Genomic DNA, 12,936 nt, shown 5'->3' with positions numbered 1-12,936 from the left:
CCGCCCTAGCGCGCCGTGGGCGGGGTGAAGGCGTCGAGGATGCGGTCCAGGGTCCGTTCGAAGAAGGCCTCCAGATCGACCGGCCCGGGATCCTCCGTGAACGCCGCCGCCAGGTGCGGGTACGCGCCCGAGGCGAGCCGGCCGCCGAGATAGGCGACGCGGGCCGCGTTCTCCTGTTCCTCCGACCAGGGCAGGGCGCGGGTGCGCTCGGCGGTCTCCAGTTCGTTCCTGACGTATGTCGCCACCACACCGTTGAGCATCGCGAAGAGTTCCAGTTTGGTGCCGTAGGGCGCCTCAAGCGGCTCCAGGCAGGCCAGGCAGTGCTCGATGTAGCGCAGGGCGTTCGGGCTGAAGCCGTACACCGGTGACATCAGCCGCGGCAGCCACGGATGCCGGTGCATCAGGGCACGCGTCTGCCGCGCCACCCGGCCCATGTCCGCGCGCCAGTCCCCGCTCGGCTCCCACAGTTCGTGTTCGCCGCCGACCGCGTCCACCATCAGCTCGTACAGGTCCTCCTTGCGGGGGACGTAGTTGTACAGCGACATGGTGCCGCAGCCCAGTTCGGCCGCCACGCGCCGCATCGAGACCGCGTCGAGACCGTCGGCGTCGGCGATCCGCACGGCCGCCGCCGCGATGTCGGCGCGGGTGTACGCCGGCTTCGGGCCGCGGCCCGTGCGCTCGGGACGGGCCCAGATCACTTCGGGGACGGCCGCTCGGCCTGCCATGGATCATCACCTCTCCCGCCATCCTAGTTCCGTACACCGTACGTAGTGCGCTATGGTCGACCCATGACTACTGCGTACGCTGTACTTAGTGAGGGTCTGGAGAGGCGCTTCGGCGCCGTGCACGCCCTGCGCGGCCTTGATCTGGCCGTGGCGCAGGGCACGGTCTGCGGGCTGCTCGGCCCGAACGGGGCGGGGAAGACGACGGCCGTGCGGCTGCTCACCACGCTGCTGCGGCCCGACGCGGGCTCGGCCCGGATCGCGGGGTTCGACCTGGTGCGGGAGGCCGCGGCCGTGCGGCGCCGGATCGCCGTCACCGGTCAGTACGCGTCGATCGACGGCGACCTCACCGGACGGCAGAACCTACGGCTGTTCGCCCGCCTGCACCGGGTCCGCGGCCCGGCCGGGCGGGCCGCGGACCTGCTGGAACGCTTCGGCCTTACGGAGGCCGCCGACCGGCGGGCGGCCACCTACTCGGGCGGTATGCGGCGTCGGCTGGACCTCGCGGCGAGCCTGGTGCGCCGCCCCGACGTGCTCTTCCTGGACGAGCCCAGCACCGGTCTCGACCCGGTCGGCCGCAACCGGATCCGGGACGCGGTGCGCGAACTGACGGCCGAGGGCACGACCGTGCTGCTGACCACGCAGTACCTGGAGGAGGCGGACCAACTCGCCGACGACATCGCCCTGCTGGACCGGGGCCGCGTCGCGCACACCGGATCGCCGGCCGAACTCAAGTCCCTCATCGGCTCCTACGCCGAGGCCGTCGTCGCCGACGCCGACGCACTGCCGCGGGCGGCCGGCGTCCTCGACCGGCTCACCGGCCGGGAACCCTCGTTCGACCACGACCGGCACTCCGTCGGCGCGGTCACCACCGACCCCACCCTGACCCTGCCCCGCCTGGTGCGCGAACTCGACGCGGCGGGCGTGCCGTTGCTGGACGCGAGCCTGCGCCCGCCGACCCTCGACGACGTCTTCCTCAGGCTGACCGGCGCGGGCGCCGGTAACGGGCCCGCCGGGGCCCCGGAGGACGGGCCCACCGACCACAAGGAGACCGCGGCATGAGCGCATGGGCGTACGACGGTGTGACGATGGTGGGCCGGCAGTTGCGCCGGGTCCGCAACAGTCCGGGTATCACCGTGCTGAGCCAGATCATGCCGGTGAACATGCTGCTGTTCTTCGGATACGTCTTCGGCAGCGCCCTTGCGATGCCCGGCCGGGAGTACCGGTCCTTCCTGGTCCCCGGGCTGCTGGTGGCGACCGCGGCGGGCGGGATCATGACCGGGATGTTCCAGGCCGCCCAGGACGCGCACCGGGGTGTGATGGACCGGTTCCGCACGATGCCGGTGAGCCGGTCCGCCGTGCCGCTCGGCCAGGCCGTCGCGGACCTGGTCGTCTCCGCGCTCGGTACGGTGCCGTTGCTGCTGGTCGGCCTCGCCGTGGGCTGGCGCATGGAGGGGTCGGTGGCCGGGGCGCTCGGCGCGGTGGGCCTGTTGCTGCTGTTCCGGTTCGCCTGCACGAGCGTGGGGATCCTCCTCGGACTGCTCACCCGGAGCGAGGAGGCCGCGGGGCAGCTCGGCGCCTCGACCTTTGTACTGCCCCTGCTGTCGAACGCCTACATCCCGACCGGCAACCTGCCCGGCTGGCTGCGCACGCTCGCCGAGTGGAACCCGATCAGCGCGGTCACCGCCGCGCTGCGCGACCTGTTCGGCAACGCCCCCGTAGCGGAGGGCGCCGCCTGGCCGGTGGCACACCCGGTGGCCGGCTCGCTGGCGTGGAGCGCCGTCCTGATCGCGGTGTCCCTGCCGCTCGCCGTACGCCGGTACGCGCACGGTGAGCGGTGAACGGTCAGGTCTGGCGAGCCGGTTCGGGGCCGCGGGAGGAGAACTGCTCGTCGGACACGATCCGTCGGGGCGGCCAGGTGATGTGGTCCTGCGGCCACGACTGGCGGGTCTTCTTCAAGGACCACGACGGCGGCTCGTACATGGGCGGTTCATAGCCGTCGGGCAGGGCGGTCTTCCAGGTGATGCCCGTCGTCCGCTCTGCGAACTCGGCCTTGATCGCCTTCAGTCGCTCGGGCTGAGTGATCAGGGCGACCGCGGTCGCCGCGAGGTACTGGACGGCGTCGTGCGGCTGCGCGGGGCGACGAAGCCGTCTGACGCGAAGCCGTGGTGGGGGTCGGCGGCCGGGGCGCCGAAGGCAGCCAACGGCAGCGGTCACCGGACCGTGGTCGCGAGCGCGGGCGCGGGACGATCGCGCGGCTGGGCGCGAGGCCCGGCCCACTGAGGACAGCGCCAGCCGGCGTCGGTCGGGGTGGGATGAGCGGGGTGGGGAGGGAGAGGGCGGCGGGAGGCGGGTACGGCGTCGTCCCCCATCGGTGCCGGGCGGGGACGGGCATGGATGGGGGACGGTGGGCGCTCGGGCGGCACACCGCGGCGCCGCTGCGCGCCGTGGGGATGACGGACGACCGGATCGCAGCATGGCGCCGGAGCGGCAGGGCCGCCCGAGCACGGGCCCTTCGGTCAGTGCCTGTTGCCGCCGAACAGCGAACGACGCAGCCGGCGCAGTGGCGCGAAGAGCGACACACGGCGCACCCGCGTGTCCCGGTCGCTGCGCTCGTGCCTGGTGTCACGCGCGGTCAGCTCGCGCATCAGCGAGGTCGCCTCGACCGTCTTCTGCTGCGGTATGGCGGGACCCGCCAGCACCGAAAGATGGCGGTCGAGGCGCGAACTGGTCGCGCTGCTCCCGCAGCTGATCGCAGGGACCCTCGCCCTGCTGCGCACTGTTATCTGCTCCATGTCACTCCCCACCCGTAACGAGTCCACCCGGCGCGGGCAGAGTAACCCTATCTCCCCATCCGGGCACTCGGGTATCTGGCCCGCAGGATTCACCTTCGCCGCAAGGAGGTTGACGATTACTCTCCGAATCCGACCGATTTCAGGGCGAGTTGCGCAATCGGCTGACTGGTGGGCTGCGCGGAGCCGCCCGCGGGCTCGACGGTGACAGCCAGTGACGTCGCGGACGTGCCGAGCCCGGTCGCGATCAGGGGCGTGTCGCCGTCGAGGAGCCCGAGGGAGCGCGGTCGCACATCCGGGCGCATGAGCCACAGCTGGTGCACGCGCCCGCCGGGCTCGGTGCCGTACCCGCTGAGGGTGACGACGGCTCGCCCCTCGGCCGCGGAGGCGATCACCGCGATGCCCCGGCCACGGGCATCCTTGCTGCTGGTGGCCCGGGCGTCCGGGGCCGAGAGCACCTGCGCGATCTCGCGTGCCTGGGCCCGCTCGGCGTCCAGCCGGTCCTGGGTCCGGCCCGCCTCGACGGCGAAGAGCCCGGCGACGACGAGCGCCGCGGCGGCGGTCGCCGTGGCGAGCGGAACGAACAGGGGGCGCACCCGGGGCGTACGGGTGCGTGCCGGCGGGGGCTGGGTGCCCCAAACGTGCGGCGGCAACTGTGGTGTGCGCTCTTGCCCGGGGGCGGGCTCCTGCGGGGTCGTACGCACGGCGGCCAGTACCCGCGCGCGCAGCGCGACCGGCGCGGGCGCGGCCGTGGACCAGGCGAGCCGCACCACGTCCTCGGACAGCGCCCGGACCTCGCTGGCGCAGCGCTCGCAGCCGCCGAGGTGCTTCTCGAAGCGGCGCCGCTCGCCCGGTTCCAGGGCGTCGAGCGCATAGGGGGCGGCCAGCGAGTGCGGGTCCTCGCGGCGCAGCACACGGCCGAGGGCGTTCATGCGGCACCTCCCAGGCACTCGCGCAGCCGGGTCAGTCCGTCGCGCATCCGTGTCTTCACCGTGCCCAGCGGCAGCGAGAGCCGCTCGGCCACCTCACGGTAGGTGTAGCCGTCGTAGTAGGCGAGGGTGACGGACTGCCGCTGAAGGGCGGTGAGCCGGTCCAGGCAGTGGCGCACCCACTCGCGTTCCAGGCCCGCCTCCACCTCCTCGGACACCTGGTCGAAGGCCGGGTGGTGGGAGCGGCGGGCCTCGCGCTCCTCGCGTTCGCCGGCCGCGCGGGCGCTGCGCACCCGGTCCACGGCGCGGCGGTGGGCGAGGGTGAGGATCCAGGACAGGGCGCTGCCCCGGGCGGGGTCGAACCGCGCCGCGGAGCGCCACAGTTCGAGCAGTACCTCCTGGGCCACCTCCTCCGACTGGGCCGGGTCGCGCACCACGCGCCACACCAGGCCGTACACGGGTCCGGACACCAGCCCGTACAGGTCCTCGAACGCCCGCTGGTCGCCGCCCGCCACAAGCACCAGAAGCTCGTCCGCCTCCACCGCGTCCCCCTCTCGCCGTCCGCAGCCGGACCGTCCCGTCACACCAGGTATTCGCACCGAACGCACCTCCGGACGGTGTTACGGATCAGCCGCCCGAAAACGCGGGTCGCGCAGGGGGGAAGAAAAAAATCCACGGCCGACCAATCCGGCCCGGCGCCGTCTCCGAATCCCCGGGCGTCAGGCAAGTCGGCACGGAGGAACGGACGGCATGACTCCTCTCATCTCCAGCAGGGCCGCGGGACGTTCGGGTCTCGCCGCCCTCATCTGTGGTGCGCTGGCCGCCGGGGGGCTCACAGCCGCCGGTGTGGCCATGCTGGAACCGGGGGCGGCCGCCGCCTCCTCCCACCGGGAGGCCCCGCTGATCTCGGGAGCCCCGCAGTACGACAACACGGACGTGTACGCGTTCGTCAGCCCGGACGAACCGGACACGACCACGATCATCGCCAACTGGATCCCGTTCGAGGAGCCGGCCGGCGGACCGAACTTCTACACGTTCGCGGACGACGCCCAGTACGACCTCCACATCGACAACAACGGTGACGCGCAGGGCGAGTTGCTGTTCCGCTACACGTTCACCACGCACCGCAAGAACGGGGACACCTTCCTCTACAACACGGGTCCGGTCACCAGCCTCGACGACCCGGACCTGAACATCACCCAGACCTACGACATCGATCTGGTCCGGCTGAAGGACCAGCACGAGGTGTCCCGGACGAAGCTCGCGGACGACGTGCCGGTCGCGCCGTCCAATGTGGGCAAGGCCTCGATGCCGGACTACGGCACGCTGCGCGCGCAGGCGGTCCACCGGACGGCCGGCGGCACCCGGACCTTCGCCGGGCAGGCGGACGACCCGTTCTTCCTGGACCTGCGCGTCTTCGACCTGCTGTACGGCGGGAACCTGTCCGAGGTCGGCCGGGACACCCTCAAGGGCTACAACGTCAACACGATCGCCCTCCAGGTGCCGAACGACCTGATCCAGGAGTCGGCGAAACAGCCGGTCGTCGGCATCTGGTCGACGACGCAGCGCAGGAACGCGCAGGGCTACTACACACAGGTGTCGCGGCTCGGCAACCCGCTCGTCAACGAGGTCGTCAACCCGCAGAAGGACAAGGACCGGTTCAACGCCTCAGCGCCCTGGGACGACGCGCAGTTCCTGAAGAACGTCACCAACCCGGAGCTGCCGAAGCTCATCGAGGCGATCTACAAGATCCCGGCGCCCGCCGAGCCCCGCAACGACCTGGTCGACGTCTTCCTGAAGGGGGTCGACGGGCTCAACCGGCCGCCGAACGTGCGCCCGGCGGAGGAACTGCGCCTGAACACCTCCATCAAGCCGAGCGCGCACCCCAAACGGCTGGGTGTGCTCGACGGCGACAACGCGGGGTTCCCGAACGGCCGTCGGCTGACCGATGACGTGATCGACGCCGCCCTTCAGGTGGTCGAGGGCGAACTGGTCGGTGCCAAGAACGACCTCGGCGACGCGGTGGACGCGAACGACAAGAAGTTCGAGCAGCACTTCCCGTACGTGGCCCAGCCGACGGCCGGTTCGCGCGGCGCGCTCGCCAAGGGCACCACCGAAGGCGCCGACGTCCGCAGCGGGCTCGGCGACGCGCTGCGCCCGGCCGGCTCGTCCGCCGGTTCCGGCGACACGGTGCTGATCGCCGCCTCCGCGGCTTCGGGCGCGGCCGGGATCCTGCTGATCGGCACCGCCCTGGCGTGGTGGCGCCGCCGGATGCGGCGCCCTTACTGATCCCGCCGGCGCACCCCACCGACCGGCGCGGCCCGTATCCCCGTATCCCCCACGGCGCGGGCCGCGCCACCCCGCCGCACGACCACCCGCCCAGGCGACACAGGAGAGGGCATGCCCCCGCGAACGCACGACGCCGAACCGACCGGACAACCGCCGAACACCCCTGAGCAGAGGCCGGAGTCCAACGCCCCCGGTAACGAGAACGAGCCGGGGCACGGCCTCGCCGAGGACGGGCCCGGGGACAACGTCCCCGAGGGACGCGGCGCGGGGCCCGGCGGCCGGCGGGGCACGGCTGGTGGCGCCGGCCGCCGGGCTCGGCCGGAGACCGACGTCCCCGCGCCGGAGAGCAAGCCGGCGAACGACCTCGCCGGGGTCGGGCCGGAGCGCCCGGGAGCGGCGGGTGCCACCCCGCCGGATGCCGCCCCGCCGGATGCCGCCGCCGACGAGGCCGGGCCGCGGCTGGGCCCGCCCACGCACCACACCACGCCGAACACCGGCACGACCCACACCACATGCACACCGAACACCACGACAGCCGGAAAACCGACGCTCGCACCCCACGAAGAACCGTGCCTGCCCCACACCAGCACCCCGACGTCCCAAACCATCCCGTCCAAGGACAAGGCAGGCACGAGGAGGGCGACCACGGCCGACGTCATCGACAGGCCCGCTCCGCCGGCTGCCGCCGCCGACGGGCAGGTCGCCGCTGTGCGGCGGGTGGCCAGCGGCGGGCGGCGGTGGCGGCGGGCCCGGGCCGCCGGTTGCGCGGTGCTGCTGGCCGTCGCGCTCACCGGTGGTGCCGTCGCCGTGGGCGCCGCGCGGGACGGGTCGCCCGCTCCGGCCGCCGCGGTCTCCGCCGCCGTCTCCCCCGGCCTGCTGAGCGGCGGCGACCTCGACGCTAGCGTCGCCGCTTTGCAGGCGCATCTGCGGGCGCAGCCACGGGACTTCGCCGGTTGGGCCGTCCTCGGACTCGCGTACGTCGAACAGGCCCGCGTGCAGGGCGACCCGTCCCGGTATCCGCAGGCCGACCGGGCCCTGCGGCGCTCCCTGCGGCTGGCCCCGGACAACGACCAGGCGCTCGCGGGACGCGCCGCGCTCGCCGCCGCCCGGCACGACTTCACGGCCGCCCTCCGCCACGCGGACCGTGCGCTGGCGCGCAACCCCTACAGCGAGCGCGCCCTGTGCTCCCGTATCGACGCCCTGGTCGAACTCGGCCGGTACGAGGAGGCGTCCCGGGCCGCCGACACCGCCGACGCGCGGCGCCCCGGGGTGCCGGTCTTCACCCGGTACGCCTATGTGCGCGAGCTGCGCGGCGACGTCGGCACGGCCCGGCGGGTGCTGGAGCGGGCGCTGGCCGCCGCCGTCACGCCCGGGGACGTGGCGTACGTCGCCACCCAGCTCGGCCACCTCGCCTGGAACCAGGGCGACTACAAGACCGCCCTGGCCCACTACGGCCGGGCGCTCGCCGCCGACGAGACCTATCTCCCCGCCCTGGAGGGACGGGCCCGCGCGCAGGCGGCGAGCGGGGACCGGGCCGCCGCCGTCCGGGGCCTGGAGGCCGTCGTCGCCCGGTCGCCGCTGCCCGGCCCGCTGGTCGAACTCGGCGAGCTGTACGAGGCGCGCGGCGCCCCGGGCGACGCGGCCAGGGCGCGTGACCAGTACGCCCTCGTCGGCGCGTGGACGTCCCTCGCCCGCGCGGGCGGCGTCGACGCCGACCTGGACACCGCGCTCGCCGCCGCCGACCACGGCGACCGGGCCGCCGCCCTGCGCGCGGCGCGCGCCGAGTGGGCCCGCCGGCGCAGCGTGCACACCGCGGACGCCCTCGCCTGGGCCCTGCATGTCAACGGCAGGGACCGGGAGGCGCTGCCGTACGCCCGGCGGGCCACGGCCACCGGGTACCACAACGCCTCCTTCCTCCATCACCGCGGGATGATCGAACTGGCCGTGGGGGACCGGCGGGAGGGCCGCGCCTCGCTCACCGCGGCCCTGCGGCTGAACCCCGGCTTCTCGCCGCTCGGCGCGGCCCGCGCCAGGGCGGCACTGCGCGGTGCGGAGGCGGCCGAGTGAGGATCCGTCATCCGTTCGCCGCCTTCGCGGCCGTGTTCACGGCGGCCTGCGCGGTCGTGCTGGTCCCCGCCGGGAGTGCCGGGGCGCATCCGCTCGGCAACTTCACCGTCAACCGCTACGACGGTCTCATCGCGGCTCCCGGGCTGCTCCGCGTCGACCACATCGAGGACCTCGCCGAGATACCCGCCGCCCAGGCCCGGCCGGACATCGGGCGGCTGGGCACGGCGGGTTGGGCCCGCGGCCGGTGCGCCGACGCCGCCGCGGGCAGTGCGCTCACCGTGGCGGGCCGGCGGACCACCCTGTCCGTCGAGCGCAGTCACGCGGTGCGGCGGCCGGGGCAGGCCGGGCTCGACACCCTGCGGGTGGAGTGCCGGTTCACCGCGCCGCTGCCCGAGGGCCGCTCCGTAGCGATCGGTTTCCGGTCCGCGGGAGCGGACACCGGGCCGGGCTGGCGGGAGATCACGGCGCGCGGCGACCGTATGACGCTCACGGCGACCGATGTGCCCGAGCGCTCGGTCTCGAACGAACTCACCAGCTATCCACGGGAGTTGCTGTCCTCCCCCGCCGACACCGGCGGGGCCGACGTACGGGTGCGGCCCGGCGGTCCGGCGCTCGCCGAGCCGCACCGGGACGCGCCCGCCGCGACCGTCCTGCCCCGCGGCGCCGATCGCTGGACCCGCGCCCTGGACGACCTCGTGGCCCGGCACCGGCCGACCGCCGGCTTCGTCCTCCTGGCGCTGGTGGTCGCGGCCGGGCTCGGCGCGCTGCACGCCCTCGCACCGGGCCACGGCAAGACGCTGATGGCCGCGGCGGCGGCCGCCCGGGGCGGCCGGGCCCGGCTGCGGGACGTGCTGCCGCTGGCGGCCTCGGTGACGGTCACCCACACCCTCGGCGTGATCGCGCTCGGCCTGCTCGTCACGGCGGGCTCGGCGGCGGCGCCCTCGGTGATCGCCTGGCTGGGCATGGCGAGCGGCATCCTGGTGATGCTGGCGGGCACCAGCCTCGTACGCCGGACCTGGCGCAGCCGCCACCACCCGGCCACGGACCCGCACCACCACCCCCACCCACATTCGCACCCGGCCAAGGACCCGCACCCCCACCCGCACCCACACCGGACCACGGACCCGCACCCGGACCCGCACGCGCACCCCCACCCACATCCGCACCCAGCCACGGACCCACACCCCCACCCGCACCCGCACGGTCGCCTCCGCCACCACGACCGCCACCACGACCGCCCTCACACCGTCAAGGACGCCGTCGTGAACGCCGTGGAGCACACGCACGGCGGTTCCTCCCACACGCACCCCACCGCCCCCACCCTCCGCGGCACGCTCCTGCTCGGCTTCGCGGGCGGACTCGTGCCCAGCCCGTCCGCGGTGGTGGTGCTCGTAGGCGCCGCCGCGCTCGGGCACGCCTGGTTCGGGCTGCTCCTCGTCCTCGGGTACGGGACCGGACTGGCCCTGACGCTGACCGCGGCCGGATTCGCCGTCGTCAGGCTGGGTGCGGGAATGACCCGGGTGCTCGACGGACGGCCCCGCTGGACCACCCATCCGATGGCCGCCCTGGTGCGCCGGACCGTGCCGCTCGCGTCCGCGCTCGGCGTCGTGGTCCTGGGCATCGGACTGGTGCTCAAGGGGACGGCATCCGCGTTCGGATGAGCTACTTTGTGGAGACATCACGCGAGCCGGCGTGAGGGGGCGCCCGTGTCGGAAGAGCCGGTCGACGAACGTGTGATCGCGGGCCGTTACCGTCTGCTGTCGCCGCTCGGCGAGGGCGGCATGGGGACCGTGTGGCGGGCGCGCGACGAGGTGCTGCGCCGCGAGGTGGCGGTCAAGGAGGTGCGGGCCCCGGCCGGGCTGCCGGACCCGGACGTGCAGCGGATGTACGCCCGCCTGGAGCGTGAGGCGTGGGCGGCGGCCCGGGTCGCACACCGCAGTGTGGTGACGGTGTACGACGTGGCGGTGGAGGGCGGCCGGCCGTGGATCGTCATGGAGCTGGTCCGGGGCCGGTCGCTCGCCGACCGGTTGGCGGCGGACGGCCCGCTGCCGCCGCAGCGCGTCGCGTACATCGGCGCCGAGGTGCTGGCCGCGCTGCGCGCCGCCCATGAGGCCGGGGTGCTGCACCGGGACGTGAAGCCGGGCAATGTGCTGCTGGGGAGCGAGGGCCGGGTGGTGCTCACCGACTTCGGCATCGCCACCGTGGAGGGCAGCTCCGCGCTGACCATGACCGGCGAGATGGTCGGCTCACCGGAATTCCTCGCCCCGGAGCGGGCGTTGGGGCGCACCCCGGGGCCCGAGTCGGACCTGTGGTCTTTGGGTGTGCTGCTGTACACGGCGGTCGAGGGTGTCTCGCCGTTCCGGCGCGACACCCCGCTGAGCACCCTGCGCGCGGTGGTCGACGAGGAGGCGCCGGCGATGCGTCGTGCGGGGCCGCTGGCCCCGGTCGTCGAGGGGCTGCTGCGCAAGGATCCCGCCGAACGGCTGCCCGCCGACCTGGTCGGGCAGCGGCTGCGGCTCGTCGCGGCGGGCGGCGCGCCGCGCCCCGGCACGGCGTACGCGCCGACGGCCACGACCCGGCCGGTCCGGCCGGACCCGAACGGGCCGATGCCGGTCCGGTCCGAGGGTGCGTCGGCCCCGGCGGCGACCGCGGTGACCGCCCCGGAGCACGGCCGGCGTGCCGTCGTCGTCCTGGTGGCGGGGCTGCTCGCCGTGGCGCTCGCGCTCGCCGGGCTGACGTACGCCCTGCTGAACCGCGACGACGGCGGGGGCGGCGGCGCCGCGAGCGACAGCGGACCGGCAAGCGGTGCCGGCTCCTCCGCACCGGGCGGCTCCTCCACACCGGGCGGCGGCACCGGTTCCGGCACGCGGGACACCTCGCCCGAGACGAGCGGCGGCCCGTCCGGCACCCGGCCGGCCCAGTCGGTGCGGGTCACCCTCACCGGCGCCGACACGCGCTATTCCGGGTCCTGTCCGCCGCCGACCGCGCACACGCCCGCGTTCACGGCGACGTTCACCGTGGGGCGGCTGCCCGCGCAGGTCGAGTACCGGTGGGTCGTGAGGAGCGGGTCCGTCTCCGACCTGGGGTGGCGGACGCTGGCGTTCCCGGCGGACGGCGGACGGACGCGGCAGGACAAGGTGGTGGTGAGGGCCGCTGCCGGGAGCGGGACGACCGAGGACGCGATCAGTGTGGAGGTACGGGCTCCGGTGCGCACGACGTCCGACGCCGTGCCGTTCTCGGTGACGTGCACGGCGACGGAGACCCCGACGGACGGGGCCTCCGCTTCGCCTTCGGACTCGCCGTCCGACGCGCCCTGAGGACTCAGCCGTTGCTGCTGAGCACGGGCAGATAGCCGAGGGACTGGCCGCCCGCGGTGGGGTGGTACGACTCGCCGATGTCCAGCCAGTTCACACTCTGCAGCCAGGAGCTGCCGGAGCACAGCTCGTGGCCGGTGAAGGTGGTGCGGACGTCGCCGAAGACGAAGCCGTAGGCGGCGACGCGCTGGGCGATGACGCTGTTCATCTGGTCGGACGCGTCGTTGATCGCGGACCGCTTGGTCTCGGAGAGGCCGACGCAGGACGTGCCCAGCTTGTAGAAGCGGGGGTAGCCGATGACGACGACCCGGGCGGAGGGGGCCTTGGACCTGATCGCCGAGTAGACGGTGTTGAGCTTGCCGGGCAGCGTCGAGGCGATATAGGACCGGGCGGTGTTGATCCGGGACAGACAGCCGCTGTCGTCGCTGAGCACACAGGTCGTCATGACGTCGGCGAAACCGGCGTCGTTGCCGCCGACGGTGAGGGACACGAGGCCGGTGGAGGAGTTGAGCGAGCCGAGCTGGCTCGCGAGAACGTCGTCCGTGGTGGCGCCGGAGCAGGCGTTGAAGGCGAAGGACGAGGGGGAGTTGTAGGTGTTCCACAGGTAGGGGTACGCCTTGGTGCTGCGGTCGCAGCCGCCGCTGGAGCTGATGTAACCGCCCGCGCCGACCCCGGAGGAGTAGGAGTCACCGAGGGCCACATAGCCGCCGGCCACCGCGGACGAGGACGCCTGCGCCGTGGCGGCCCCGGTGAGGGCGAGGCCGACCGCGAGAAGCATCGAGGTCAGATACGCGGTAAGTCGGGAACGTCTCATGGAACCTCC

Annotated in this window: 12 protein-coding genes; 6 read left to right on the top strand and 6 right to left on the bottom strand. The window is 74.1% G+C overall.

Annotated elements, in window-relative coordinates; translation table 11 throughout:
- Positions 1-5: 5 nt before the first annotated feature.
- A complete protein-coding gene (locus tag ABT245_RS07350) occupies positions 6-725 on the bottom strand; it encodes a TetR/AcrR family transcriptional regulator C-terminal domain-containing protein (protein ID WP_351729834.1) in 720 nt (239 codons plus the stop codon).
- A 63-nt stretch (positions 726-788) separates the two neighbouring features.
- On the opposite strand from ABT245_RS07350, the gene ABT245_RS07345 reads away from it, so the two are divergent.
- Together ABT245_RS07345 and ABT245_RS07340 are read left to right on the top strand one after the other, a co-directional pair.
- Entirely contained in the window at positions 789-1,784 is a 996-nt protein-coding gene (locus ABT245_RS07345) for an ATP-binding cassette domain-containing protein (RefSeq protein ID WP_351729831.1), read from the top strand.
- Positions 1,781-2,563: an ABC transporter permease gene (locus ABT245_RS07340; RefSeq protein ID WP_351729828.1), complete on the top strand. Its 783-nt coding sequence runs from the start codon at positions 1,781-1,783 to the stop codon at positions 2,561-2,563. Before ABT245_RS07345 ends, ABT245_RS07340 begins: the two co-directional genes overlap by 4 nt.
- A 4-nt stretch (positions 2,564-2,567) precedes the next feature.
- Here ABT245_RS07340 and ABT245_RS07335 read toward each other — a convergent pair whose 3' ends face one another.
- The 4 genes from ABT245_RS07335 to ABT245_RS07320 form a co-directional block, all read right to left on the bottom strand.
- Positions 2,568-2,939, bottom strand: a complete 372-nt coding sequence (locus ABT245_RS07335; protein ID WP_351729825.1) for a hypothetical protein — start codon at positions 2,937-2,939, stop codon at positions 2,568-2,570.
- A gap of 302 nt (positions 2,940-3,241) precedes the next feature.
- Entirely contained in the window at positions 3,242-3,517 is a 276-nt protein-coding gene (locus tag ABT245_RS07330) for a hypothetical protein (protein WP_351729822.1), read from the bottom strand.
- Positions 3,518-3,633: 116 nt separating this feature from the next.
- The gene (locus ABT245_RS07325) at positions 3,634-4,446 is read right to left on the bottom strand and encodes an anti-sigma factor (protein ID WP_351729819.1); all 813 of its coding nucleotides are present in this window, start codon (positions 4,444-4,446) and stop codon (positions 3,634-3,636) included.
- A complete protein-coding gene (locus ABT245_RS07320; RefSeq protein WP_351729816.1) occupies positions 4,443-4,985 on the bottom strand; it encodes a sigma-70 family RNA polymerase sigma factor in 543 nt (180 codons plus the stop codon). The genes ABT245_RS07325 and ABT245_RS07320 overlap by 4 nt, the downstream gene beginning before the upstream one ends.
- A gap of 208 nt (positions 4,986-5,193) precedes the next feature.
- On the opposite strand from ABT245_RS07320, the gene ABT245_RS07315 reads away from it, so the two are divergent.
- From ABT245_RS07315 to ABT245_RS07300, 4 genes are all read left to right on the top strand, one after another.
- On the top strand, positions 5,194-6,732 hold the full coding sequence (locus tag ABT245_RS07315; RefSeq protein WP_351729813.1) for a DUF4331 domain-containing protein: 1,539 nt from the start codon (positions 5,194-5,196) through the stop codon (positions 6,730-6,732).
- Between the two features lie 111 nt (positions 6,733-6,843).
- Positions 6,844-8,799 carry a tetratricopeptide repeat protein gene (locus ABT245_RS07310; protein WP_351729810.1) on the top strand — a complete coding sequence of 652 codons (1,956 nt, stop codon included), beginning with the start codon at positions 6,844-6,846 and terminating at the stop codon, positions 8,797-8,799.
- Entirely contained in the window at positions 8,796-10,460 is a 1,665-nt protein-coding gene (locus tag ABT245_RS07305) for a nickel transporter (protein ID WP_351729807.1), read from the top strand. The genes ABT245_RS07310 and ABT245_RS07305 overlap by 4 nt, the downstream gene beginning before the upstream one ends.
- Positions 10,461-10,505: 45 nt before the next feature.
- A complete protein-coding gene (locus ABT245_RS07300; protein WP_351729804.1) occupies positions 10,506-12,116 on the top strand; it encodes a serine/threonine-protein kinase in 1,611 nt (536 codons plus the stop codon).
- Between the two features lie 4 nt (positions 12,117-12,120).
- On the opposite strand, the gene ABT245_RS07295 is transcribed toward ABT245_RS07300, so the two are convergent.
- Positions 12,121-12,927: an SGNH/GDSL hydrolase family protein gene (locus ABT245_RS07295; protein WP_351729801.1), complete on the bottom strand. Its 807-nt coding sequence runs from the start codon at positions 12,925-12,927 to the stop codon at positions 12,121-12,123.
- Between the last annotated feature and the right edge of the window lie 9 nt (positions 12,928-12,936).

This window comes from Streptomyces sp. NPDC001508, assembly GCF_040298665.1.
In the GTDB taxonomy this organism is placed as follows: Bacteria; Actinomycetota; Actinomycetes; order Streptomycetales; family Streptomycetaceae; genus Streptomyces.
The sequence above is the reverse complement of the archived record's forward strand: the minus strand, read 5'-3'. Positions and strand labels throughout refer to the sequence as shown.